This window comes from Breoghania sp. L-A4, from assembly GCF_003432385.1.
Classification (GTDB): Bacteria; Pseudomonadota; Alphaproteobacteria; order Rhizobiales; family Stappiaceae; genus Breoghania.
In genome coordinates, this window is record NZ_CP031841.1 from 4,435,422 (window position 1) to 4,458,287 (window position 22,866).

General features: G+C 64.5%; 24 protein-coding genes and 2 pseudogenes. 15 read left to right on the top strand and 11 right to left on the bottom strand.

Translation table 11 applies throughout. The annotated features are described in order from the left end of the window. Position 1: 1 nt before the first annotated feature. The 8 genes and pseudogenes from D1F64_RS20285 to D1F64_RS20320 form a co-directional block, all read right to left on the bottom strand. Positions 2 to 961 (bottom strand): DMT family transporter, encoded by a 960-nt coding sequence (locus D1F64_RS20285; protein ID WP_117414743.1) that lies wholly within the window; start codon positions 959 to 961, stop codon positions 2 to 4. Positions 962 to 1,506: 545 nt separating this feature from the next. Beyond that, positions 1,507 to 2,172 (bottom strand): MarR family winged helix-turn-helix transcriptional regulator, encoded by a 666-nt coding sequence (locus tag D1F64_RS20290; protein WP_117413906.1) that lies wholly within the window; start codon positions 2,170 to 2,172, stop codon positions 1,507 to 1,509. Positions 2,173 to 2,347: 175 nt separating this feature from the next. Further along, the gene (locus D1F64_RS20295; protein WP_117413907.1) at positions 2,348 to 2,929 is read right to left on the bottom strand and encodes an NAD(P)H-dependent oxidoreductase; all 582 of its coding nucleotides are present in this window, start codon (positions 2,927 to 2,929) and stop codon (positions 2,348 to 2,350) included. Between the two features lie 272 nt (positions 2,930 to 3,201). Beyond that, positions 3,202 to 4,618 (bottom strand): annotated as a pseudogene (locus D1F64_RS20300) (FAD-binding oxidoreductase). Continuing rightward, complete coding sequence (locus D1F64_RS20305; protein WP_248304811.1) at positions 4,615 to 5,901, bottom strand: cytosine deaminase; 1,287 nt, start codon at positions 5,899 to 5,901, stop codon at positions 4,615 to 4,617. Before D1F64_RS20305 ends, D1F64_RS20300 begins: the two are co-directional and overlap by 4 nt. A gap of 46 nt (positions 5,902 to 5,947) precedes the next feature. After that, the gene (locus D1F64_RS20310; protein WP_248304812.1) at positions 5,948 to 6,742 is read right to left on the bottom strand and encodes an ABC transporter permease; all 795 of its coding nucleotides are present in this window, start codon (positions 6,740 to 6,742) and stop codon (positions 5,948 to 5,950) included. 62 nt (positions 6,743 to 6,804) lie between these two features. Next, positions 6,805 to 7,635 carry an ABC transporter ATP-binding protein gene (locus D1F64_RS20315; RefSeq protein ID WP_117413910.1) on the bottom strand — a complete coding sequence of 277 codons (831 nt, stop codon included), beginning with the start codon at positions 7,633 to 7,635 and terminating at the stop codon, positions 6,805 to 6,807. A 272-nt stretch (positions 7,636 to 7,907) separates the two neighbouring features. Then, a complete protein-coding gene (locus tag D1F64_RS20320; RefSeq protein WP_117413911.1) occupies positions 7,908 to 8,921 on the bottom strand; it encodes an ABC transporter substrate-binding protein in 1,014 nt (337 codons plus the stop codon). A 322-nt stretch (positions 8,922 to 9,243) separates the two neighbouring features. On the opposite strand from D1F64_RS20320, the gene D1F64_RS20325 reads away from it, so the two are divergent. The 4 genes and pseudogenes from D1F64_RS20325 to D1F64_RS24900 all read left to right on the top strand — a co-directional run. After that, positions 9,244 to 9,633 (top strand): RidA family protein, encoded by a 390-nt coding sequence (locus D1F64_RS20325; RefSeq protein WP_117413912.1) that lies wholly within the window; start codon positions 9,244 to 9,246, stop codon positions 9,631 to 9,633. Further along, a complete protein-coding gene (locus D1F64_RS23615) occupies positions 9,630 to 10,175 on the top strand; it encodes a hypothetical protein (protein WP_162901679.1) in 546 nt (181 codons plus the stop codon). Before D1F64_RS20325 ends, D1F64_RS23615 begins: the two co-directional genes overlap by 4 nt. A gap of 169 nt (positions 10,176 to 10,344) precedes the next feature. After that, entirely contained in the window at positions 10,345 to 11,154 is an 810-nt protein-coding gene (locus D1F64_RS23620; protein WP_162901680.1) for a toll/interleukin-1 receptor domain-containing protein, read from the top strand. A gap of 92 nt (positions 11,155 to 11,246) precedes the next feature. Further along, positions 11,247 to 11,330: pseudogene (locus tag D1F64_RS24900) on the top strand (RidA family protein); the annotation flags it as partial. Positions 11,331 to 11,358: 28 nt separating this feature from the next. Here D1F64_RS24900 and D1F64_RS20335 read toward each other — a convergent pair. Beyond that, complete coding sequence (locus tag D1F64_RS20335; RefSeq protein WP_117413913.1) at positions 11,359 to 11,658, bottom strand: type II toxin-antitoxin system RelE/ParE family toxin; 300 nt, start codon at positions 11,656 to 11,658, stop codon at positions 11,359 to 11,361. After that, the gene (locus tag D1F64_RS20340) at positions 11,631 to 11,897 is read right to left on the bottom strand and encodes a type II toxin-antitoxin system ParD family antitoxin (RefSeq protein WP_117413914.1); all 267 of its coding nucleotides are present in this window, start codon (positions 11,895 to 11,897) and stop codon (positions 11,631 to 11,633) included. The genes D1F64_RS20335 and D1F64_RS20340 overlap by 28 nt, the downstream gene beginning before the upstream one ends. A 365-nt stretch (positions 11,898 to 12,262) precedes the next feature. Here D1F64_RS20340 and D1F64_RS20345 point away from each other — a divergent pair, with 365 nt between their 5' ends. The 8 genes from D1F64_RS20345 (at position 12,263) to gfa (ending at position 18,911) form a co-directional block, all read left to right on the top strand. Further along, positions 12,263 to 13,606 (top strand): 8-oxoguanine deaminase, encoded by a 1,344-nt coding sequence (locus D1F64_RS20345; protein WP_117413915.1) that lies wholly within the window; start codon positions 12,263 to 12,265, stop codon positions 13,604 to 13,606. A 426-nt stretch (positions 13,607 to 14,032) separates the two neighbouring features. After that, positions 14,033 to 14,785 (top strand): sulfite exporter TauE/SafE family protein, encoded by a 753-nt coding sequence (locus D1F64_RS20350; protein WP_117414744.1) that lies wholly within the window; start codon positions 14,033 to 14,035, stop codon positions 14,783 to 14,785. Positions 14,786 to 14,910: 125 nt separating this feature from the next. Further along, positions 14,911 to 15,147 (top strand): type II toxin-antitoxin system ParD family antitoxin, encoded by a 237-nt coding sequence (locus tag D1F64_RS20355; RefSeq protein WP_248304525.1) that lies wholly within the window; start codon positions 14,911 to 14,913, stop codon positions 15,145 to 15,147. Continuing rightward, positions 15,137 to 15,433: a type II toxin-antitoxin system RelE/ParE family toxin gene (locus D1F64_RS20360; RefSeq protein WP_256372882.1), complete on the top strand. Its 297-nt coding sequence runs from the start codon at positions 15,137 to 15,139 to the stop codon at positions 15,431 to 15,433. Before D1F64_RS20355 ends, D1F64_RS20360 begins: the two co-directional genes overlap by 11 nt. Before the next feature lie 160 nt (positions 15,434 to 15,593). Next, positions 15,594 to 15,938, top strand: a complete 345-nt coding sequence (locus D1F64_RS20365) for a hypothetical protein (protein ID WP_117413917.1) — start codon at positions 15,594 to 15,596, stop codon at positions 15,936 to 15,938. Positions 15,939 to 16,200: 262 nt separating this feature from the next. Then, positions 16,201 to 16,938 (top strand): protocatechuate 3,4-dioxygenase subunit beta, encoded by a 738-nt coding sequence (pcaH, locus tag D1F64_RS20370; RefSeq protein WP_248304526.1) that lies wholly within the window; start codon positions 16,201 to 16,203, stop codon positions 16,936 to 16,938. A 3-nt stretch (positions 16,939 to 16,941) separates the two neighbouring features. Beyond that, entirely contained in the window at positions 16,942 to 17,568 is a 627-nt protein-coding gene (pcaG, locus tag D1F64_RS20375; protein WP_117413918.1) for a protocatechuate 3,4-dioxygenase subunit alpha, read from the top strand. Positions 17,569 to 18,287: 719 nt separating this feature from the next. Beyond that, the gene (gfa, locus tag D1F64_RS20380; RefSeq protein WP_205470821.1) at positions 18,288 to 18,911 is read left to right on the top strand and encodes an S-(hydroxymethyl)glutathione synthase; all 624 of its coding nucleotides are present in this window, start codon (positions 18,288 to 18,290) and stop codon (positions 18,909 to 18,911) included. A gap of 184 nt (positions 18,912 to 19,095) precedes the next feature. Here gfa and D1F64_RS20385 read toward each other — a convergent pair whose 3' ends face one another. After that, the gene (locus tag D1F64_RS20385) at positions 19,096 to 20,004 is read right to left on the bottom strand and encodes a putative metalloprotease CJM1_0395 family protein (protein WP_117413920.1); all 909 of its coding nucleotides are present in this window, start codon (positions 20,002 to 20,004) and stop codon (positions 19,096 to 19,098) included. Between the two features lie 241 nt (positions 20,005 to 20,245). Here D1F64_RS20385 and D1F64_RS20390 point away from each other — a divergent pair, with 241 nt between their 5' ends. Genes D1F64_RS20390 through D1F64_RS20400 form a run of 3 tightly spaced genes read left to right on the top strand, consistent with a single transcriptional unit; the run spans position 20,246 to position 22,799 of the window. Further along, a complete protein-coding gene (locus D1F64_RS20390; protein WP_117413921.1) occupies positions 20,246 to 21,658 on the top strand; it encodes a cytochrome ubiquinol oxidase subunit I in 1,413 nt (470 codons plus the stop codon). Next, positions 21,655 to 22,671 carry a cytochrome d ubiquinol oxidase subunit II gene (gene cydB / locus D1F64_RS20395; protein WP_117413922.1) on the top strand — a complete coding sequence of 339 codons (1,017 nt, stop codon included), beginning with the start codon at positions 21,655 to 21,657 and terminating at the stop codon, positions 22,669 to 22,671. Before D1F64_RS20390 ends, cydB begins: the two co-directional genes overlap by 4 nt. Next, complete coding sequence (locus D1F64_RS20400) at positions 22,671 to 22,799, top strand: DUF2474 domain-containing protein (RefSeq protein ID WP_117413923.1); 129 nt, start codon at positions 22,671 to 22,673, stop codon at positions 22,797 to 22,799. Before cydB ends, D1F64_RS20400 begins: the two co-directional genes overlap by 1 nt. The last annotated feature ends 67 nt before the right edge of the window (positions 22,800 to 22,866 follow it).

The following is a 22,866-nucleotide window of genomic DNA, read 5'->3' on the forward strand; positions in this document are numbered from 1 at the left end:
CTCACGCCTCGGGAAGCGGCGGCTTTGGTTTTTTCAGCCGCCGCTCGCGATAGAGCAGATACAGGCCGGAGGCGGTGACGATCGAGGCGCCGATGACTGTCGAGGGGCCGGGAAGATCGGCGAAGACGAGCCATCCCAGGCCGACCATCCAGACGATCTGCGAATAGAAAAAGGGGGCGAGCACCGGCGCGGGGACGATCGCATGCGCCCGGATCAGCAGCCAGTGGCCGACGCCGCCGAAGATGCCCGTGCACAGCAGCAGCACCCAGCTCAGCGCGTCCGGCGGCATCGTCCAGACGGCGACGGCCGGCGGCGTCATCACCATGACGGCGACGGCGGCGGAGATGATCAGCATGCCCTGCACGCTGTCGGTGCCGGTCAGAATCCGGGTGGTCAGGGCGTAGAACGCGTAGGACACCATGGCGGCCAGCGAGTACATCACGGCCCAGTGCAACCCGCCGGTGCCCGGCTGGGTCACCACCAGCACACCGAGGAAGCCGACGCAGATCGCCGCCCAGCGGCGCGGCCCCGCCCACTCGCCAAGCACCGGGCCGGCGAGCGCGGTGACCAGCAGCGGGCCGGCAAACATGATCGACATGGTTTCAGCCAACTGCAGATGCTGCAGGGCGAGGAAATTGAAGAAGGTGGAGCCAAGCAGGCTCAGCGCACGCAGGATCTGCAGAACCGGCCGTTTGGTGGCGATCAGGTCGCGGCGCTTCCAGACGCGGAACACCACGCAGGCCAGCACAAGATGGGTGGCGAATCGAAACCAGACGACCTCCAGCGGCGGCACCGACTGGCTGACGTATTTGGCGATCGTGTCCAGACAGGCGAAGCAGGCCACCGCGCCGACGATCAGCACGATGCCGCTCAGCCGCGCGCGCGTTTCCTCGGCCGTAAAGCTGCCCGTGTCGTCGACATTGATGGCCACACGGCCCGACCCGCGTCGACTGTCCGCCATGGATCCCCGAAATGTGATGAAAGCGCCGGCGAAGCCGGCGGCCAAGGATGCGCACGGAAAACCCGCCACGTGAACGCGAGGGTAATACCAAGGGTCGCAACGAATGACTCATTTGACCGGCTTTGCGCGACGTCTGGCAAGGAGCGGTTCGCGGGCGATGCGGGGCATCGTTCAAGAAGCGCGACGCTGTCCAGTCGTTGCGCAAAGCCGGCCTTCGGTGGGCCAAACCGGTCCACCGGACAGCGTTGCGCCGCTTGCCCGACCGGGCGGGTCGCGCTGCGCGACACGCCTTGCCGGACGAACCGGTTTGGCTCCATCAAATGGGTCATTCGTTACGACCCTTGGTATAACGCATAGCGCGCGCCACGACCATTGCGTGAATTGCATAGCAAAACGCGTTCGGGCCGCATCCCGCGCATGCCGGAACGGGGGCAGTTGATCTGCGCCGTGGACCGGTTCCCTCCGCCGCCGACATTACCCGGCGAAGTCAGGGTGATGACGCCAGCGGGTTTGGCAAGGCATGGAGCGCGCGGCGCGCCGGGACCTCAGGCGGCGGGCTCGGAAATCTTGCCGGCGGGTTTCGGATCCAATCCCTTCTTGCCGGCGCGCTTTCCGGCGGCCACGCGTTTTCCAGCCGTCTTTGCGCGCGCGGCCTTGTCGGCGGCCCTTACCTCGGCGGCGGAAGCCGCGCCGAGCGACGCCGCCTCGGCGGCCTCATCGTCGCCGCCCGCGGCGAGATCCTCGGCGTCGATCTCGTCGTCGAGCGTGGGATCCTCGAAGAAGCTGGCGGCGAGATTGCGCTCGACGACGCGCAACAGCTTGCGCAGCCTCTTGCGGTCCTTGTCCTCGAGGCCCGCGAGCGCCTCGCGCTCGAGCCGCTTCCAGCAGCGGTCGATCAACTCGACCCGGGCGCGGCCCTCGTCGGTGAGGCAGACCTGCGCCAGCCGTCCGTCATGCTCGGCCGCCTGGCGGCGCACCAGCCGCTGGCCGGACATGCGGGTGATCATCTTGGTGACGGTGGGCGGCTGCACGCCGAGCGTTGCGGCCAACTCGCTCATGGTCAGCCCGTCGGTGTCGGCCAGCGTCTTGAGCACCGCCTCCTGGCCCGGATGCATGCCGATGCGCGCCAGATGGATGCCCGAGCGCGCGCGGTGCGCCTTGGCCGCCTGCGCCAACCGGAAGGTGATGCTCTTCTTGTAGTTGAAACCCATAGCCGGCTCTCCATCGCATTCACCGGACCGCGCGCGGCACAGCCGCAAAAGCCGGGGATACCCGTCCCTAGCAGCCGCCTGTGAAACAAATATGACCCTGTGCGGGAGAGGCGGCAACGCACATGCCCGGCCGAAAGCGGCTGGATGCGCGAACGGTGCAAGGTGGGAGACCGTCTCAGAAACGCGCCATGGACCGGCCGACCTTTTCCAGGAACGCCGCGCGGCTTTCATCCGTGGAGCGGTTCATGTCGTAATGCGCCAGATAGCGCATCGGGGCCATGGGCCGGATCACGGCGCGCAAGGCGCGCGTCACCACCTTGCGCGGCGGGTCGCCCACGAGAAAGGCGCGCAGGCGCGAGCCGCCGTAGCTGGTGACGGTCGTCACGCGGGCAATATTGTGCAGGCACGGCGACGCCTTGCCGTTCTTCATGACGAAGGAAACGCCGGGCAGAAACACCCGGTCGAAAAACCCCTTGAGGATGGCCGGGTAGCCGAAGTTCCACACCGGAAAGCACAGCACCAGAGCGTCCGCCGCCTGCACCCGCGCCACATACGAAGCCACGCTTTGCTGGTTGGTCTCCAGATCGTGATAGCCCAGCCGCTCCTCGCGGCTGAGCCGCGGATCGAAGCCTTCCGCGTAGAGATCGCAATCGTCGACCTCGTGCCCGGCCTTGGTCAGTTCCGCCACCACGCGGGCATGCAGCGCGGCGTTGAAGCTGGTCTCAACCGGATGGGCGAAAAGAACGAGAACACGCATGGGTTACAAAGGCTCCAGTGGTCGGGACGCGCGGGCCGCGGCAATGGCCCGCAAGCGCATCGTCATCCTTGATGTCACCCCGGGCTTGACCCGGGGCCTACTCTGATTTCCGCCCGCTCCAGCGAAAATGGCAGCACTCCCTCTCCCGTTGGGAGAGGGTGGGGTGAGGGGCGCCGATGCCGGCGTGGCACGGGACGCGCGCACCCCCTCACCCGGGCCTGCGGCCCGACCTCTCCCCATGGGAGAGGTAATATCGCGTCAAACGCGCTGCCTCATCCCTTCAGACCGCCGAACAGGAACATCTTGTCGCTGGCGAGATCGAAATCCGGGTTCTCCCAGGCGACCATCTTGCCGGGATTGAGCAGGCCCTTGGGGTCGGCCTCGCGCTTGAAGGCGAGCTGGGTCGCGTCGGTCTGCTTCATGCCCCCTCCTCCAGCGTGACCCGGTGCGGGTTGAAGATCGGGCAGCCGCCGTCCTCATGCAGCGCGATGATCTCGTCGAGCCGCGCTTCGGTGGAATAGCGCACGATCGGCAGGCCGAAGCAGGTGATCTTGCCGTCAAAGCGCACGAATTCCAGATGCCCGGCACCTCGTCGCCGAACAGTGCGGTCATTTCCGCAACCCGGGTCAGGTGTTCGGGATAGGGATAGAGCACCTGCAGATAGGTGATCGAGGGATCGACGCGCAGGCCCCGCAGCGTGGTGTGGTTCCACGCCAGCTCATAGGCGGGCGGCAGACCCTTTTTCTCCTCGGCCGCCGCCGTGTCCGAACGGTAGGCGATCGCGCCTTTGGAATGCGAGGTGAAGGCTTCCACCGCGTCCATGGCGAAGGGAGCGGCCATGATCACCACGACGGAGTGATGCGGCTGGAGGTATTTGCGGTGACGCAGGAAATAGTCGTGCGGCACGGGGGCTGCGATCACCGCCAGCTCCTTCAGCAGGATCCCGTCCTGGTTGGCGAGAGCATCGGCGAAGGCGGCTGCCTCGAGAAAATCGTCGAAGGCGACGAGCACGTCCGTCCAGTCGTAATGCGGCGCCAGCGGCACCTCGACCTCGGTGATGATGCCGTTGGTGCCGTAGGCATGCGCCACCTTGTGAATATCCTCGCCGGTAAGCTCGAGGACGCGCGGCGCGGCCTCCATGGTGATCACCCGCACACGAATGACATTGCCCAGATCGCGCAAGCCGCCCCAGCGGATGGAGCCGACACCGCCGGAGCCGCCGGCGATGAAGCCGCCAACCGTGGCGCTGCGGTAGGTGGAGGGATGCAGCCGCAGCTCCTGGCCGCTGTCGCGCGCCACCGCGTCGATGTCCACCAGCAGGGCGCCGGCCTGCACCACCGCCACGCCGGGACGAATCTCCAGAACCTCGTTGAGCTCCGCTAGATTGAGGATCACGCCGCCGGCCAGCGGCATGGCCTGGCCGTAGTTGCCGGTGCCCGCGCCGCGCGGGGTCACCGGAACCCCGTGCGCGTGGCAGGCTTTGAGCACGCGGATCACCTCGGCTTCGGATTTCGGCGTCACCACGAGATCGCCGGTGACGTTTTCCAGCCGCGCCTTGAGCACCGGCGAATACCAGTAGAAATCGCGGCTCTTCTGCTGCACCAGGCGCGGATTGTCTTCCATCGCCAGACCCGCCAGGTCCGCCTTCAGCGCGTCGAGGGTGGAAGCGGCTACGGCCGGTTCGCTCATGGGGATACTCCAAGAAGGGCGTCGAGTTCACGGTAGTCCGGCAGGGTCCGGTCGATGGCGAGGCCCGAGCGCAGCACCTCGCGCGGGCCGGCGGGACGCGACAGAAGCTCGCTCCAGTCGCGCGCGCGGAAAAGGATCATGTCGGCGGGGCCGCCCACGCTGAGCCGGCCGTGAGCGGGCAGACGCATCACGTCGGCCGGGGCCGTGCTGACGGTGGTGATCCAGTCGCCCACCGGATGGTCGAGCTGGGCGATGCGGGTCGCCTGGGTGTAGACCTCGACGAGATCGAGATCGCCGTAGGCATAGAAGGGATCGCGGGTGTTGTCGGAGGCCACCATCACCGGAATGCCGCGCGCCTTCATCTCGTGCAGCATGGTGATGCCGCGCCAGCGCGGCGTGCGGCCGGAGGCGCGGCCCTGCAGGTACATGTTGCACATGGGCAGCGAGACCACATGGACGCCCGCGCGCGCCACCAGATCGAGCGTCGCATCGGCGCGCGCTTCCGGCTGGTTGGAGATTGAGCAACAGTGGCCGCACAGGATGGTGCCGTCGAACCCGCTGCGGATGGCTGCCTCGGCGATGTGCTTGAGGCTCTCGGCATCCGGATCGGCGGTCTCGTCCACATGGAAATCCAGATCCAGCCCGCGCTCGGTTGCCGCGCTGAAGAGCGCGTCGAGATGCTCGTCCAGCCGCGGCACCATGTAGGTGACCGCGCCCAGCACGCCGCCGGCCGCCGCCACCCGGTCGGCGATGGAATCCAGGAACCCGTCATCGGCGTCGAGCTGGTCGATGGCGAACAGGCAGGCGCCCTGCACCTCGACCCGGCCGGCCCACTCGGCGCGGAGCTCTTCGAGCACCGGCCAGGAAATCGCGTCCTGCGGCGGGATGCTGTCGATGTGGGTGCGGATCGCCGAGGTGCCGTGCGCGAAGGCGCAGCGCAAGGCGAACTCCATGCGCGCGCGCACGTCCTCCGCCGACCAGTTGGCGATCCTGTCCGCGCCCACCGCCGCGAGCGCCGAGGGGAAGGTGCCGTCGGGATTGGAGCGGCGCGGCCAGATGTGGCCCTTGTCGAGATGCGTGTGGCAGTCGACAAGCGTCGGCAGCACCAGCCCGCCATCGAGATCGACAAACGGCAGATCGTCGGGCGCGGCGATGCCCGATGCCTGGATGGCGGCCATGCGGCCGTCATCGATCAGCACATCGGCGCGCATCAGCCCCTCGGCCGCGGCGATGTCCTGCGTGACGCCGGAGACAAGGGCTGCGGGAAGCGTGGCGCGGCGCAGCCAGAAGCGCTGCGCGCGGGGAAAGGTGGCAAAGCCGGAGATCACGTCAGTTCTCCCTCTTGAGCGCACTCTCGTGCCATTTTCTCAGCAGCAGGTGGGAAACGATGCTGGTGAGGAAAAAGATCATCACGCCGGTGAGCGAGAGCAGCACGAGCGCCGCAAACAGTCGCGGGATGTTGAGCCGGAAGCCGGATTCAATCAGCCGGAAGGCGAGACCCGAGCCCGCGCCCGCGGAGCCGGCCGCAAATTCCGCGACCACGGCGGCGATCAGCGCCAGCCCGCCGGCGATCTTCAGACCTGCGAGAAAATACGGCAGCGCATTGGGGATCTTGAGGAACACCAGCGTCTGCCAGCGGCTCGCGCCATAGAGCTCGAACAGGTTGAGCAGGTTGTGGTCGGTGGATTTCAGCCCCTGCGTGGTGTTGGAGAGCACGGGGAAGAAGGCAACGATCCAGGCGCAGATCAGCAGCGCCACCTGGGTCGACGACACGTAGATCAGGATCAGCGGCGCGATGGCGACGATCGGCGTGACCTGCAGGATCACCGTGTAGGGATAAAGCGCCAGCTCCGCGATGCGCGACTGCGACACCAGGATCGCCAGCGCCACGCCTCCAATGAGCGCCAGCGCCAGGGCGGCGAAGGTGATCTTCAGCGTGACCAGCAGCGCGGGGCCGAGGATCGGCCAGTCGGTGTAGAGCGCGATCGCCACGCGTTTGGGGCTGGGCAGGATGTAGTGCGGCACGTCGTAGACGTCCACATAGAGCGCCCAAGCCATGATCAGCAGCGCCAGCATGGCCAGCGGCACGAAGACACGCAGGGCCTGCTCGCGCAATCGCGCCATGAGAAGGCTCGCGGGTTCCGGCGTCACGAGGGTTACGGGTTTCGTCTGTTCCACGGCGATGCTCATGCGTCGCTCGCCTGCATGGCGCCATGCAGCGCCTGCGACGCCTGACGGCAGTAATCGTTGTAGATGGGCGAGGTGCGGAATTCCTCCTCGCGCGGATAGGGCGCCTCGATGGCGAGATCGGCGACGACGCGGCCCGGCCGCGCGGCCATTACCACGATGCGATCGGACAGATAGACGCTCTCGAACACCGAATGGGTGACGAAGAGCACCGTCCAGCCGAATTTCTCCCAAAGATGCAGCAGATCGTTGTTGAGCTTGAAACGGGTGATCTCGTCGAGCGCCGCGAAGGGCTCGTCCATCAGCAGCAGCTTGGGCCGGGTGACCAGCGCACGCGCGATGGAAACCCGCATCTTCATGCCGCCGGAAAGCTCGCGCGGATAGCTTTCGGAAAAACCCTCCAGCCCGACCATCTCCAGCGCCTCCATGACGTCGGCGCGGGCCGCGCGTCTGGACACACCCTTCAGCCGGAGCGGCATCCAGACATTGCCGAAGACCGTGGCCCAGGGCATCAATGTGGGCTCCTGAAACACGAAGCTGATCTCGTGGCCGTGCTCCGCCGTGTCGCCTGAACCGGATGAGGCGGCGCCCGATGTTGGCCAGTCGATGCGCCCCTCCGTCGGGTCGCCCAGCCCGGCGATGATCCTCAGCGCCGTCGACTTGCCGCAGCCCGAGGGGCCGAGCAGGCTGACAAACGAGCCTTCCGCCACATCGAGCGTCATGTCCTTGAGCGCCACGGTGCCGTTGGCGAAGGTCTTCGACACCCCGCGCAGGGAGACCAAAGGCGCGCTGGCGACCAGTCCGGACGGCGGGGTCGCCTCTGTTTGCATGCTCACTATGACGTTTGTTCCCTTCTCAGGATCATGTTTTGCGCGGAGGCGTCGGACTGGATTCGAAAGGCCGCTTCACCTGCGATGTCATCCCGGGCGAGACGCGGCGAGACCCGGGACCCAGTAGCCGTTGCCGCCAGCGAGCGTGCCGGAGCCCGACCACCATTGATTACTGGGTCCCGGCTCTCCGCTTCGCTGCGGCCGGGATGACATTCACTTTGTGCGTCATACAGGCCACCGCGCGGCATGAACGCCGGCCGCCCCTGCCGCCCCTACTTCTTCAGGTCCATGCCGAGACCCTTGCAGACGTAGTCGGTCATCGCGACCTTGGACATGTCCATGCCGGCCTTGACGACGCCCGCGTCGACCATCTTGTCGTAGAAGGTCTTCACGTGCTCCTCGGTCATGCAGCCGATGCCCTTTTCCAGCGCCAGGCCGGATTCAACCAGCCCGAAGTCCTTCATCGTCTTGATGGTGAAGGCGATCTGGCCGTCGGTCATTTCCGGATTGGCGGCCTTGATGAGATCGTTGGCGCCGGCGTTGTCGCCGTAGAGATAGTTGTACCAGCCGATGATAGAGGCCTCGACAAAGCGCTTGACCACATCTGGATTGGCCTCGAGGAAGCCGGTCGTCGTCTCGATCATCGTCGAATAGGTGTCGAAACCCGCGTCCGCCATCAGGAAGAGTTTCGGCTTGATGCCGCCGACCTGCTCGATCGCGTAGGGCTCGGACGTGATGTAGCCCTGCTGCGCGGACTGCTTGTCGGCCAGAAACGGCGCCGGGTTGAAGGTATACGGCTTGTACTGCTCGTCGCGGAAGCCCGGATAGGCCTTCTTCATCCACTGGAAGCCGGTGGCGAACAGGTCCTTGCCCATGAAGATGGTCGGCAGCTTGGCGAGATCGCCAAACGTCTCGATGCCGGCGTCCGGATGGGCGATCAGGACCTGCGGATCCTTCTGGAAGATGGCCGCGACATTGACCACCGGGATCTCCTGCTCCAGCGCGGAAAACGAGCCGATCAGGTTGCCCTGCATGTAGAACTGGATCTTGCCGGCCATCAGCAGCGCCTGATTGGCCGCCTGCGGTCCGCCCTGCACGATCTCCACGTCGAGGCCGTATTTCTCATAGGTGCCGTCGGCCACCGCCTGGTAGAAACCGCCGTGCTCGGCCTCGGCCAGCCAGTTGGTGCCGAATTTCACCTCGTCGAGCGCGAGTGCCGGCACGGAAAGGGTCGCCGTCGCGGAAAGCGCCGCCGCGGCAAGTGCGAATGTGATCAGTTGCTTCATGATGCAGCTCCACCCTGCGCGCGTTCTCCGGCGTTGCGGCCGCGCGCAATTCCTGATGCCAGTCACCGGTCAGACCCGGCCTGACCTGTCGGCCGCCCGCGTCATTGCGGGCAACCGGGCAAAAATCGCAAGAGCCGTGCCAGCGCCGCGAAGCGCCGGACCGCCCGTTGCGCAGGCAGACTAGCGCATTAGACCTGCCCAAAAAAGCGGCATGGCGCGACTGAAACATCGCCGTCCGCACCCCTTGCGCCGGCGCACGCGCGCGCATAATGCGGGATTGCATACGCGGCGCCCGCGCGCCGAGCCGAGAAGGATTTGAGCCATGCTGACGCATCTGACGCCCGAGACGATCCGGGCGCCCTTCGCCCGCTACAGCCACGGCGTGGTGATCCCGCAAGGCCACCGGCTGCTGGTGTGTTCCGGCCAGCTGGGCATTGCGACCGACGACGCGATCCCCGGGACTGTGGAAGAACAGACGGCGCTGTGTTTCGAGGCGGTTGGCGCCCTGCTGCGCGCGGCGGAGATGGAACTTGCCGACATCGTGCGCATCAACGCCTATGTGACGGGCCGCGAACACCTGGCGGGCTATATGGCGGCGCGCGACCGCTTTATCAAAAGCCCGCCGCCCGCCTCCACGCTGATGATCGTCTCGGGCTTCGCGCGCGAGGCGTTTCTGGTCGAGATCGAGGTGATGGCGGCGAAGGAGGGATGACGATCCCCGACGTAATCGATGCGCTGTCAGCGCTGATCGCGGTCTGTGCCGACACCGGTATAACGCATAGGCCCAATTTCTCTGCCCCGCCACAGATGACCATCGCGCAGACACGAACCGGCGCCAATGACCATCGCCGGTATAGCCGTCGGCACGCTGATTTGGACGGGCTGGCGCATATGGCTACTGCCGACTGGTCGCGGCAATGCATCGGTTCTGCCCGGCACAACCAATCCCTTCCGCTTCGGACCAAACACCAATCTGCCAAACCCAAGAGAAGTAAGCGTCGCCGCTTCATTATTTGCCATTGCGGTGCCCGAGGACGCCTCGGTCGGCAATTGTGGCGCAGGAATGCGATAATTCTGGTGCCGCCGTCACCGGAGTGCGAACTTTACGCTACGGTCAATTTAGGCAAAAGTGTCATGCGGCTCAAGGATCTCGACGGCATGGTAACCCTGCATATCATCGGAACAACGTTGATGGGGTTTGGGTTCGATTTAGCGTTCGATCGATATTTTACATCGTCTCGGTCAGGATCTTAAATTTCAGCTTCCCAATTGATACATGCGATAAACGCTCATTTACCATGTATTTTACTTTATGAATACCATTGTAAATTTATACGAGGTCAATAAAAATTCTAACTTATAGAATTATCGAAAATTGAAATCATAATTGGGATATTCTCCCGAGTATTGAAAAGGACAGAAAATGAAGCGCCTTTGGCTGACATATGCATGGAAGGATAACGAAGAGAACGATATAGACTATATCGCAACGAAGCTTAAAGAAAACAAAATCGATGTGCATGTAGATAAAACAAAATTATTTGGAGGAAAAAGACTTTGGGAGCAAATAGACAACTTTATAAGCGATGAGACAAAAACTGATGCGTGGGCTATCTATGTGACAGAGAGCAGTCTTAGGAGTGAAGCGTGCCGAGAGGAATTATATTACGCTTTGGATCGCGCCCTAAGTAAAAGAGGATCTGGATTTCCGATAATTGGAATATTTCCAACCGATCTGGATCGGGATCTAATTCCATCCGCAATCACATCTCGCCTATATATTACCTTGGACAATGAGAATTGGGCTGAAAGGGTTGCTGACGCAGTCGAGGGAAGAAACACAAATACTATTAATAAGCAGCACAATTTCAAGTGTACAATTAAGAAGCAAAAAAATAAAATATGGGTCCAGGTACGGCCTCGAATAGGGGTATGGCAACCTGCTTTCTTGGGTGTGCCGGAAAATTCAAAAAGCAAAATTGAGATGATATGTCCAGGAACTCCTGATCGGGGTCCAGATCCGAATGCAACAATGATTTCTGACAGAACAGTATCGACCTGCAACGGAGATTTCCATGGCACGAGTATTGGCGACAGAATTGATAGCAATCGAAGCCTTTACGTGTTGCTTGATTCAGCTCCGTCATCTATCGTTTTTGGGGGACTAGGCAACCCAATAAAGATGTTTCAAATAACGCAAGAGGAATATGAATATTTTACAGTATATGAATAATATTAACTGAGGCGGCCCATGCTCGGGCATATCCCATCCAGTCAGATGCGCACGCCGTTCGCGCGTTTCAGCGACGATGCGGAAATTCCTCCGCCTCCACGCTGATGATCGTCTCGGGATTTGCCCGCGAGGAATTTTTGGTCGAGATCGAGGTGATGGCGGCGAAGCAAGGGTGAGGGTCAGTCCCGGGCACCCGGGCAGCTATCAGGAAAAAAGATCCTCAACGCTGCGCGCGCCGTGCACCACGCGCAGGATGATCAGCTCCCACTCGTCGAAGACATAATAGATCCCGTAACCGCGATGGAGATGCACACGCAATCCCGGCGCCAACTGGTCCCGCTTGGCGCCGATATTCGGGGCAAGGCGCAAAGGCTCAAAGCGGATTGTGATCTGCCGCAGGAAATTGTCTGCGGCGTCAGGCGAGTCTCGCGCGATGTAGGACCAGATATCTTGCAGATCGCGCTCCGCCTGATCCGTTATTCGGAGAGTGAGCTTTCTGTGAATTGCGCCCTCGCCTGCCGGATGATCTTTTCAGCATCGAAATCATGAACCCTGCCGGCGGCGACATCCGCCAGACCTTCGTCGATCAGCGCCCGCATGGCGGCGATCTTGTCGGCGCGCTCCTGGTCGCGGCGGATCAGGTCGCGGACATAGTCGCTGGCGTTGGCGTAGCGGCCCGAGCGGGCCTGCTCCTCGACCCAGTCCTTCATCAGGTCCGGCAGGGACACATTCATCGTCGCCATGGGATTTCGCCTTCGCGTTGCCGATGGCAAAGATTGCCAAAATTTGGTATGATCTGTCAAGGTCCCGGCGTCACGGCCAGACTTGCCGCGTCACGCCGCAGGCCCCGCAGGCCCCGCAGGCCCCGCAGGCCCCGCAGGCCCCGCAGGCCCCGCAGGGAACAGGGCACACACCCCGAGCCCTCTTGCGCAATCGCCAAAGCTCTTCGACAATGCGGCGCGCCCGCCGGCACCCCCATGCCGGATGTCCGTTACTGAATGACACATACACGGCTGCTTCCGCGCGAAGCACGCCTCAGCCCCTGCGCGGAACTCGGGCGGCCCCGGCCGCTATCCAAGCCTGCAGGTCCAATGACAAGGACCACCTCATGCGTCTCTGGATCAAGAACCCCATCGCCATTCTGGCCGACGGCGCCGAGAATGGCGTTGTCGTCGAGGACGGCGTGATCATCGAACTGGTCGCCGCCGGCCAGCAGCCGATGCTGCCCGTCGAGCAGACCTTCGACGCCTCCTCCCATGTGATCATTCCCGGGCTGGTGAACACCCACCACCACTTCTTCCAGACGATGACCCGCGCGCATCCGCAGGCGATCAACAAGGAGCTGTTTCCTTGGCTGCAGGCGCTCTATCCGATCTGGGCGAAGAACGTGACGCCGGAGAGTTTTCGGCTCGGCACGCGGCTGGCGCTGACGGAACTGCTGATGTCCGGCTGCACCACGGCCGCCGACCACCACTACCTGTTCCCCGCGGGGCTTGAGGGCGCCATGGACATCCAGGTGGAGGAAGCCCAGCGGCTGGGCATCCGCATGACCGTGTCGCGCGGCTCGATGAATCTTTCGGAAAAGGACGGCGGCCTGCCGCCCGACGCCGTGGTGCAGGACGAGGACACGATTCTCGCCGACTGCGAGCGGGTTTTGCAGAAATACCACGACCCGTCCGACGGCGCCTTCATCCAGGTGGCGCTGAGCCCCTGCGCGCCCTTCACGGTGACGAAAAACCTGATGCGCCAGAGCGTCACTCTGGCTGAGAAATACGACTGCCGCCTGCATACCCATCTGGGCGAAACGCTTGATGAGGATGACTATTGCGAGCACCATTTTCAGTGCCGCCCGGTCGACTATCTGGAGGAATGCGGCTGGCTCAACGAGCGCGTGTGGCTGGCGCACGGCATCCATTTCAACGACGACGAGATCAGGAAGCTCGGGCATCACTGCGTCGGCGTCTGCCATTGCCCGACGTCCAACATGGTTCTGGCCTCGGGCCAGTGCCGCACCAAGGAGCTGGAGGCCGCCGGATCCCCCGTGGGCCTCGGTGTCGACGGCTCCGCGTCCAACGACAATTCCAACCTCATGGAAGGCGTGCGTCACGCGCTGATGATCAACCGGCTGACCTATGACGCGGCAAGCGTCACCCATTTCGACGCCTTCCGCTGGGCCACCGAAGGATCGGCGCGCTGCCTGGGCCGCACCGACATCGGCGCGATCCGCGTCGGCATGCAGGCCGACATGGCGTTCTACCGGCTCGACGACCTGCGCTTTTCCGGCGGCGGCGACCCGCTGGCGACGCTCGTGCTCTGCGGCGCGCATGAGGCCGACCGGGTGATGATCGCCGGCGACTGGAAGGTCGAGGATTGCCTGCCGACCCACATGGACGTCGGCAAGCTGCGCTTTGAGCACGGCGAGGCGGCGAAGAAGTTTCTGGAGGCGCTGTAGGCGCCCTCACCCCAACCCTCTCCCCGGCGGGGAGAGGGTGCGGATGCGGCGGGCGTCGGCGTAGTCCTTTCTTCTCCCCGCCGGGGAGACCGTGGCGCGTCAGCGCCGGATGAGGCGTGCGAGCCGATCGCGCAAGCTGCCCGCCCTTCGAGACGCCCGGCCTGCGCCGGGCTCCTCAGGGTGACGTTGGGTGTGGGGCGGGCATCAAGCGGGAGCGCTCATTCATCTACACGCACATGGCCATCTCCCCGCATACGGCCCGCCACCCGCTCAACGTCATGCTGAGGAGGGCCATCAGGCCCGTCTCGAAGCATGGGCGGCGGATGCGTTGAGAAAGGCCTGAGCCGCGGGCCGGACGGCGCCCCCTTGGCAATCGGCGCGGGGGCGGGCATTGTCGCGGGCCCTGTTGCCCGCCGGAACGCCCTCATGTTCGACACGCCCCTGCTGATCGTCATCGCCGGCGTCTTCGTGCTCGCCGGCTTCGTCAAGGGCGTCGTCGGGCTGGGCCTGCCGACGGTGAGCCTGGGCATCCTGACCGCCGTCATCGGGCTGCCGCAGGCCATGGCGCTGATGATCGTGCCGGCGTTTCTCACCAACGTGTGGCAGGCAATGGCCGGCGGCGGCGCGCATCTGGTGCTGCGGCGGATCCGGTTGTTTCTACTGCTGGCGACCCTCACCGTGTGGATCGGCGCGCTGGCGCTGACGCGCATGGATCTGAATGTCCTCGCCGGCCTGCTGGGCGCGCTTCTGATCCTCTATGCGCTGACCAGCCTCGCCGGGCTTCGCATCACCGTGCCCAAACGCCACGAGCCCTGGCTGGGGCCGCTCACGGGCGCGGTCAACGGCGTGCTGACCGGCATGACCGGCGCCTACGCGGTGCCGGGAGTGATGTACCTGCAAGGGCTCGGCCTGACGCGCGACCAGTTCATCCAGGCGATGGGCATGCTGTTTCTCGGCTCCACCGTGGCGCTGGGCCTGGCGCTGGGCGCAAGCGGCATCGTGCCGCCCGGCGTCGGGATCTATTCGGTGCTCGCCGTGATCCCGGCACTGTCGGGCGTCTGGCTGGGCCAGCGCGTGCGCAGACGCCTCTCGGAAGCCCAGTTCCGGCGGCTGTTCTTCCTCGCCATTCTCGGGTTGGGCGGCTATATCGCCTTCGAAGCGGTCCGGGCGGGGCTGTGAGGCCTTCGTCGCCTTCGCGCCGAATTCTTGCTATGATCGCGCATCCATCCTGATCTTCGCGAGGAACCCGGATGTCTGGGGTTGAAAAAATTTCCGTCTCGCTGCCCGAGGAGCTCGTCGCACGCATGCGCGCCGCTGTGGACGCAGGCGACTACGCCTCGACCGGCGAGGTCATCCGCGACGCCATGCGCGACTGGACGCTGAAGCAGCAGGCAAAAGCAGCCGATATCGAGCGCCTGCGCAAGGCCTGGCAGGAAGGCATAGAAAGCGGTTCGGCCGGCGCATTCGACATCAAGGAGTTCAAATTTCGGGCCCGCGAGGAACTCGCGCGGCGACAAAAACGCGCGGGAAATGATCGATAGACTTGTCGTCAATGACCAAGCCGACACTGACATGCTGGACATCTGGTGCTCGATCGCACCCGATGACCTCACCGCCGCAGATCGCCTCGCCGATTTATTCCACGAGAAATTCGCGTTGCTCGCACGGCATCCCGAGTTGGGGCGCCAGCGAACCGATATCGGCACCAATGCCCGCGCGTTTCCGGTCGGCAGCTATCTGATCCTGTACCGCACGACGGCCGCGGGTGTGGAGATCGTCCGCGTCATCCACGGCGCCCGCGATCTGGGCGATCTCCTCGACGACTGACCCGCCGCGTGTCCGGCCCCTGCGCGCGCCCGTCGTAAAATCTGAAAAATGTCGCACCCGTGGCAATTGCCACATGTATTCGCACGCCACCGGGATATAAATCCCATCGCGCTTCGGCGTATTTTCCAAGCAACTTAACATTTTTATTAAAGGAATTGCCATGAAACACGAGGATATCAAGACGTTCGCCGCCCGCCCGGCTCCCCAGGCCTGCAAGCTGATGGATTTCGACAAGGCACAGGTGCATCCCGGCTTCCTGCCGAACACCTTCATTCTCATCGTCAGCGGCGACAAGCCGTCGACCAACATCGAGATCACCCTTCGGCCTCTGGTCTACGTCAAGCAGCCGGAATACTGGGGCTTCGAGGTAATCGGCTGCATCACCGGCATCGGCCTGCCGGTCGTAACCCCCTACACCGAGGCGGCCGACATCGGCAGCAACCGGGGCACGAAGGGCATCGAGGTGATCGGCGCCAACAAGACGCTGCAGATCGCGGTGCCGTAAGCGGCGCGCGATCCCGAGCGGCCAGGTGCCTGCCCCTCCCCGGGCGCCTGGCCCCATCGCGCGATGGACATGACCCGCATTCCGCCCAAACGCGTTCCACCTAAACCGGTTTAGCCGGAATTCTGACCGCAATGCGTACAAAGCGATTGATTTTTATTGGTTATTCCTTCGCGAATTGATCTGCGTCAAGGCCGGGTCCGGTCACCCGCCCGGATGCTGGGGCCATCAATGGCAGCGTTTCATGCCACGATGGAGGATCCCCATGGAGCACCCGACCTCGCCCAAGGGCGAATATTTCCAGCGCGACCGGACCATGCATCCGCCAGCGCTCACCCCGCATTACAAGACCAGCGTCACCCGCTCGCACAAGAACGCGCTGCTGTCGCTGCAGAATTCCCTGTCGGAGATCACCGGCCCGGTGTTCGGCCACAACGAACTCGGCGCGCTCGACAACGACCTGATCCGCAACTACGCACACGGCGGCGATCCGATCGGCGAGCGCATCATCGTGCACGGGCGGGTGCTGGACGAGGCCGGACGGCCGCAGCCGAACGCGCTGCTGGAGTTCTGGCAGGCCAACGCCGGCGGCCGCTACCGCCACAAGAAGGACACCTATCTGGCGCCGATCGACCCGAACTTCGGCGGCTGCGGCCGCACGCTGAGCGACGAGAACGGCTATTACATGTTCCGCACGATCAAGCCGGGCCCCTATCCGTGGCGCAACTTCGTCAACAACTGGCGCCCCGCCCACATCCACTTCTCGATCTTCGGCCCGGCCTTCGCCCAGCGGCTGATCACCCAGATGTACTTCGAGGGCGACCCGCTGATCTGGAGCTGCCCGATCGTGCGCGGCATTCCCGACGACGACGCCATCCGCCAGCTCATCGCGCCGCTGGATCTCAACGCCTCGATCCCGATCGACACGCTGGCCTACAAGTTCGACATCGTGCTGCGTGGCCGCCGCTCGACGATGTTCGAAAACCGCCTGGAGGGGAACTGAGCCATGGTTCAACCGCTTGATTACCTGCGCGAAACCGCGTCACAGACCGCCGGTCCCTACGTCCATATCGGGCTGATCCCGAAACAGGCCGGCTTCGACATTTTCGAAAACCAGCTGGGCGACACGATGCTGACGCCCGAGACCAAGGGCGAACGCATCACCATCAAGGGCCATGTGTTCGATTCAACCGGCACGCCCTTGCGCGATGTGCTGCTGGAGATCTGGCAGGCCAACGCCGATGGCCGCTACAACCACCCCGACGATACCCAGGGCAAGCCGCTGGACGAGACGTTCCGGGGCTGGGGACGCACCGGCTCGCACTTCGAGACCGGCCTGTACACGTTCAAGACGATCAAGCCGGGCGCCGTGCGCGGGCGCCACACCCACACGATGGCGCCGCACATCAATGTCTGGATCGTCGCGCGCGGCATCAACATCGGGCTGAACACGCGGATGTATTTCTCCGACGAGACCGAGGCCAACGCCAAGGATCCCGTGCTCAACCTGATCGAGCTGGAGAAGCGCCGCGAGACGCTGATCGCCCAGCGCTCGGAACGCGACGGCGAGGTGATCTATACCTTCGACATCCATCTGCAGGGCGACAATGAAACGGTGTTTCTGGACATCTGAGGCACAGCCGTCCCGCAGCCGTCCAACCGGGCGGATCACGGACACACCACCGCCGGCGCGGCAGACCGCGCCGGCCAAGCCGGCTTCACATCGGGCTTCACATCGAGCCGGCCGGAGCGCTCAGCCGAATTTCAGCAGCGCTCAGCCGAATTTCAGCTCATTGCCGAGCACGATCACCGTGTTCCGCATAGACTTCGTGGCAATGCAGTGATGAATACTCATTCATCACTCCTGGCGCCCCGACCGGGCGTTCATATCCAAATATCCCCAGATAAGATAAGCAATACTCTCTTTGATTGAAATTGCATTTCAACGAAACTTGCTATGCCGCAAATGAATTTATTACCTGTTCAGTGTGCTGGCAAAAATGAAAATCAGAAATATCAGTAAATTTTGAAAAATGATCAGCGAACTGTCGTCAATATACTTCGATGAAAACACCCGGCCGCGCCCCGCCGTGGATGGCGAAGAACACGCCCGCACGGCCCGCGGCTATGGCTCCTTCGTACGATAGTAAACGCCCGTGGCGACGCGGTAATATTACGCATCGGCAGACAGACCGTATCGACAACGACAGAAAACCGGAGCGGAAACAGCCTGCGCGCGGTGTACCGCGGACAGCAAGTTTCTTTACTTTGAGCGCGATCACCCTGGCGCGTCCTGACACGTCCATCAGCACGCAAGGTGATCCGGAGCGGGGGAAATTCCTCATGGGCATTATGAGCACGCTATTCGGCGGCGCGGAGGCTTCATCGCCTGCGCCGCGCTACACGCATGTCAAGATCCACCCGGCGGTTGATGGCGGCGTCAAGCCGGCGGCGGCCGGGTTCAACGGCGGCACGCTGACCTGCCACTGCCGCACCAATCCTGTGAAGGTGAAGATCACCTCGCAGACGGCGCACAACCATGTCTGCGGCTGCACCAAGTGCTGGAAACCGTCGGGCGCCACCTTCTCGCAGGTCGCTGTTGTCGGCCGCGATCAGCTCTCGGTCATCGCCAACGAGGACAAGCTGCAGATCGTCGACCCGAGCGCCACCATCCAGCGCCACGCCTGCAAGGAGTGCGGCGTGCACATGTATGGCCGCATCGAGAACAAGGACCACCCGTTCTACGGTCTCGACTTCGTGCACACGGAGCTTTCGGACCAGAGCGGCTGGGCCGCGCCCGAATTCGCCGCCTTCGTTTCCTCGATCATCGAGTCCGGCACGCCGCCGGAGAAGATGGACGAGATCCGCGGCCGGCTGAGAGAACTCGGTCTGGAGCCTTATGACGCGCTGTCGCCGGCATTGATGGACGCGATTGCCACGCATATCGCCAAGAGCACCGGCGCGTTGCCCAAGTAGGCATGACGGAGGCCTCCGGCGGCGGGCGGAAAATCCGTGCCGCGGCGGAGGCCTGCGATCGGTTGTAGCGACATACCGACCCCTCTCCCGATCCGCGATCCCATCGTTCACATGAGCAGGGGCGCGGATCGCGGGGAGCTTTTTCGTGCGTCTTGGATACCCGCAACTCGCTGTGACTGCGCGGCTACAAGCGGCTCAGGATCTGAAACACGCGCGCGGCGCCATCATCGCTCGCGCCGCCGCCGTAGGCGCGCGACGCGGTCAGCCGCCGATCGGCCTGTTCAGTCCGATCGGTGAACGGATCGCGCCCGGCTGGCGATAAAGGCGCGTCGCCGAATCCGACCAACTCGCCCGTGGCCGCGAAAACCGGTGCGCTGGTCTCCGCCCGATCCCCGCCGAAGATACCCGGTGACGATCCCGTACCCCCGACATCCGGCCGCTCGCCACGCGCCGCGTAGAATTGCGCCGCGCGGGCCTGTTCGGTCTGTCCGCGTCCGCTGTCGTCTGCCGCGGCGAAGGAGTCCCCGGCGGGTTCGGGCGCGCGGACCGCGTCCTGCGCGTCACCCGCAGGCGCACTGTCGCCGGGCGGCTGCGTCTCCTCACCGCCGCGTTCCGCCTCCCGCACCTTGCGGGCCTCGGCCTGGGCGGCGATGAGCGTCTGGCGCGCCGCCGCGGCAACCCGCTGGTCCTGCGGCGACGGATCGGCGGGGGCGAGCGCCGCGCGGATGACGACCTGCATCTTGCGCGCGGTGGCCTCCGGCGTGCTCTCCGCGGATGTGTCGATGGCCACCTCGCCGCCGACCGCATAGGATTTTCCGTCCGGCCCGCGCTGCATCTCGTAGGACGGCGAGCCGGCATGGCCGCCGCCGGCCGCCGCGTGGGCGTTTTCGTGCGCGCGCACCTCCGCGTCGCGCTTGCGCAGGTCGGAGACCTGCTTCTTTTCCTCCGCGCTGAGCTCCTCGACGGCGCCGACGGCCGACCGCCCATCCGTTTCCGCCGCCGGAGCGCCGCGCGGCTGGGCCGCATCGCGCGCGCCGATGCTGGCCCGTTGATAGGCCTGAGCCGCAGAGAAGGGTCCGATCGAGACTGCCATGGTGGGCCGATTCAAGCCGACAGGCTTCGACAGGCGGTTAACAGACGGCCTGCGGACCGCTCATATTTTCGTGACAGAACCGCGCGGGTTTTCCCGTATGCGCCGCCTTTGCGGGTCGCGCGCATCACCGCCAGGCGGGCGCGACGACGCGTCGCTGCGTCATCGTGGCGGCGTCCGCCCCATTGCAAGACGGCGCGCGAATGCGCAGGGTAGAGGGACACAGAAAAGCGGCAGGATCACCATGTTCGATTTCGACGCGGCCATGCTCGCCCGCCTTCAATTCGCCTTCACGGTCAGCTTCCACATCATCTTTCCCGCCTTCACGATCGGGCTGGCGAGCTATCTCGCCGTGCTGGAAGCCCTTTGGCTGGCGACGCGGCGGCAGGTGTTCCGCACGCTGTTCGACTACTGGAAAACCATCTTCGCGGTGACCTTCGGCATGGGCGTCGTCTCCGGCATCGTCATGAGCTACCAGTTCGGCACCAACTGGAGCGTGTTTTCCGACAAGACCGGCCCGGTGCTGGGTCCGCTGATGGGCTACGAGGTGCTTTCGGCGTTTTTCCTGGAGGCCGGCTTCCTCGGCATCATGCTGTTCGGGCTCAAACGCGTCGGCCCGGGGCTGCATTTCTTCGCCACCGTGATGGTGGCCTTCGGCACCTTCCTCTCCGCCTTCTGGATCCTGTCAGCCAACAGCTGGATGCACACACCGGCCGGCCACGCCATCAATGACGTCGGTCAGTTCGTGCCCGTCGACTGGTGGGCGGTGATCTTCAATCCCTCGTTTCCCTACCGGCTCGTGCACATGGTGCTGGCCGCCTATCTGACCACCGCCTTCGTGGTGGGCGCCACCGGCGCCTGGCACCTGCTGAAAAGCCGGCGGATCCCGGGCGACCACGAGGCGGCCAGGGTGATGTTCTCCATGGCCATGTGGATGGCGGCCATCGTCGCGCCGATCCAGATCGTGGCGGGCGACTTCCACGGACTGAATACGCTGGAGCATCAGCCCGCCAAGATCGCCGCCATGGAAGGGCATTTCGAAAGTCAAAAGGGCGCGCCGCTGATCCTCTTCGGCCTGCCCGACATGGAGGCGGAGGAGACGAAATACGCCGTCGAGATTCCGAAACTCGGCAGCCTGATCCTGACCCACGATTGGGAGGGCGAGGTGCAGGGCCTGAAAAACTGGCCTGCGGAGGAGCGCCCCTACGCGCCGCTGGTCTTCTGGAGTTTCCGGATCATGGTCGCCCTGGGCTTCGCCATGATGGGCCTGGGGCTGTGGAGCCTGTGGCTGCGCTACACCGATCGGCTTTATGACGCGCCGTGGATGCACCGCGCGGCGCTCGCCATGGGACCGGCGGGCTTCGTCGCGGTGCTCGCGGGCTGGATCACCACCGAGGCCGGCCGTCAGCCCTGGACCGTCTACGGATTGCTGCTCACGCGGGATTCGCTCTCGCCGGTGGACGCGCAGGCCGTGGGCGCATCGCTGATCGCCTTCATCTTAGTGTATTTCGCGGTCTTCGGCGCCGGCACCTTCTATCTGCTGCGGCTGATGCACCGCGCGCCGGATGCGCCGCCCGACGAGCCGGACGCACAGGAAGCGGCGCTCGCCGCGCGCACCGCCGTCTTCCGCGGCGCCAGCAAGGGAGCCGCGTCATGATCGACCTCGTCACCGCCAACCTGCCGCTGATCTGGGCCGGGCTGATCGCCTTTGCGGTGCTGGCCTACGTGATGCTCGACGGCTTCGATCTCGGCGTCGGCATCCTGTTCCCCTTTATCCGCACGCGCGCGGACCGCGACACGGCCATGAACACCGTCGCCCCCATCTGGGACGGCAACGAGACCTGGCTGGTGCTGGGCGGTGGCGGACTGTTCGCGGTGTTCCCGCTGGCCTATAGCGTGATCATGTCGGCGCTCTACGCGCCCGTCATCGCCATGCTGCTGGCGCTGGTGTTCCGCGGGGTGGCGTTCGAGTTCCGATGGAAGACCGAACGCGGCCGGTTCCTGTGGGACTGGGCGTTTGCCGGCGGCTCGACGATCGCCGCCTTCTCGCAGGGCATCATGCTGGGCGCGCTGGTGCAGGGGATTCCGGTGGCCGAGCGTGCCTACGCGGGCGGCTGGTGGGACTGGCTGACGCCGTTCTCCCTGCTCACCGGCATTGCGGTGGTCATCGGCTACGCGCTTCTGGGCGCGACCTGGCTGGTGCTGAAGACCACGGGACCGCTGCAGCAGCACGCCAACGGCATCGCCAAGCTGGCCGCCCTCGGCACCGTGGCGCTGATCGGCGCGGTGAGCCTGATCACCCCGGTGCTCGATCCCCAGTACATGCAGCGCTGGTTCTCCTTTCCGCAGATCGTCTACGCCTCGCCGGTGCCGATCCTGGTCGCCATCTGCGTCTTCCTGCTGTTCACCGGCCTCAGGCAAGACCGGGATTTCCAGCCCTTCGCCGCGAGCCTGGGGCTTTTCGCGCTGTCCTACGTGGGCATCGGCATCGGCTTCTATCCGTACATCGTGCCGCATTCGGTGACCATCGAGGCGGCCGCCGCCCCGCCGATGAGCCTGGGCTTCCTGCTGGCCGGCGCCGTGGTGCTGATTCCGGTGATCCTCGCCTACACCGCCTACGCCTACTGGGTGTTCCGCGGCAAGGTGACCCGTGAAAGCGGCTACCACTGATGCCCGAGGACAATCCCTTCCAGCCGCCTCTGCGACGCCGGCTCGCCTGGTTCGCCGGCCTGTGGGCGGCGAGCGTGCTGACGCTGGCCGCCGTCGCCTTCCTCATCCGCGCCTGGATCGGCGCGTAGGCCGTCCGCCGCTTCTCTCGCCCGGACCGCTGCGCTATGCTGCCGGCTCCTTCCCCCCTTGCGGAGA

Bases quoted from the DNA above. Each gene is read 5' to 3' on its own strand.
- D1F64_RS20285 (WP_117414743.1), bottom strand. From the start codon at position 961: ATGGCGGACAGTCGACGCGGGTCGGGCCGTGTGGCCATCAATGTCGAC.
- D1F64_RS20290 (WP_117413906.1), bottom strand. From the start codon at position 2,172: ATGGGTTTCAACTACAAGAAGAGCATCACCTTCCGGTTGGCGCAGGCG.
- D1F64_RS20295 (WP_117413907.1), bottom strand. From the start codon at position 2,929: ATGCGTGTTCTCGTTCTTTTCGCCCATCCGGTTGAGACCAGCTTCAAC.
- D1F64_RS20310 (WP_248304812.1), bottom strand. From the start codon at position 6,742: ATGGCGCGATTGCGCGAGCAGGCCCTGCGTGTCTTCGTGCCGCTGGCC.
- D1F64_RS20315 (WP_117413910.1), bottom strand. From the start codon at position 7,635: ATGCAAACAGAGGCGACCCCGCCGTCCGGACTGGTCGCCAGCGCGCCT.
- D1F64_RS20320 (WP_117413911.1), bottom strand. From the start codon at position 8,921: ATGAAGCAACTGATCACATTCGCACTTGCCGCGGCGGCGCTTTCCGCG.
- D1F64_RS20325 (WP_117413912.1), top strand. From the start codon at position 9,244: ATGCTGACGCATCTGACGCCCGAGACGATCCGGGCGCCCTTCGCCCGC.
- D1F64_RS23615 (WP_162901679.1), top strand. From the start codon at position 9,630: ATGACGATCCCCGACGTAATCGATGCGCTGTCAGCGCTGATCGCGGTC.
- D1F64_RS23620 (WP_162901680.1), top strand. From the start codon at position 10,345: ATGAAGCGCCTTTGGCTGACATATGCATGGAAGGATAACGAAGAGAAC.
- D1F64_RS20340 (WP_117413914.1), bottom strand. From the start codon at position 11,897: ATGGCGACGATGAATGTGTCCCTGCCGGACCTGATGAAGGACTGGGTC.
- D1F64_RS20345 (WP_117413915.1), top strand. From the start codon at position 12,263: ATGCGTCTCTGGATCAAGAACCCCATCGCCATTCTGGCCGACGGCGCC.
- D1F64_RS20350 (WP_117414744.1), top strand. From the start codon at position 14,033: ATGTTCGACACGCCCCTGCTGATCGTCATCGCCGGCGTCTTCGTGCTC.
- D1F64_RS20355 (WP_248304525.1), top strand. From the start codon at position 14,911: ATGCGCGCCGCTGTGGACGCAGGCGACTACGCCTCGACCGGCGAGGTC.
- D1F64_RS20360 (WP_256372882.1), top strand. From the start codon at position 15,137: ATGATCGATAGACTTGTCGTCAATGACCAAGCCGACACTGACATGCTG.
- D1F64_RS20365 (WP_117413917.1), top strand. From the start codon at position 15,594: ATGAAACACGAGGATATCAAGACGTTCGCCGCCCGCCCGGCTCCCCAG.
- pcaH (WP_248304526.1), top strand. From the start codon at position 16,201: ATGGAGCACCCGACCTCGCCCAAGGGCGAATATTTCCAGCGCGACCGG.
- pcaG (WP_117413918.1), top strand. From the start codon at position 16,942: ATGGTTCAACCGCTTGATTACCTGCGCGAAACCGCGTCACAGACCGCC.
- gfa (WP_205470821.1), top strand. From the start codon at position 18,288: ATGAGCACGCTATTCGGCGGCGCGGAGGCTTCATCGCCTGCGCCGCGC.
- D1F64_RS20385 (WP_117413920.1), bottom strand. From the start codon at position 20,004: ATGGCAGTCTCGATCGGACCCTTCTCTGCGGCTCAGGCCTATCAACGG.
- D1F64_RS20390 (WP_117413921.1), top strand. From the start codon at position 20,246: ATGTTCGATTTCGACGCGGCCATGCTCGCCCGCCTTCAATTCGCCTTC.
- cydB (WP_117413922.1), top strand. From the start codon at position 21,655: ATGATCGACCTCGTCACCGCCAACCTGCCGCTGATCTGGGCCGGGCTG.
- D1F64_RS20400 (WP_117413923.1), top strand. From the start codon at position 22,671: ATGCCCGAGGACAATCCCTTCCAGCCGCCTCTGCGACGCCGGCTCGCC.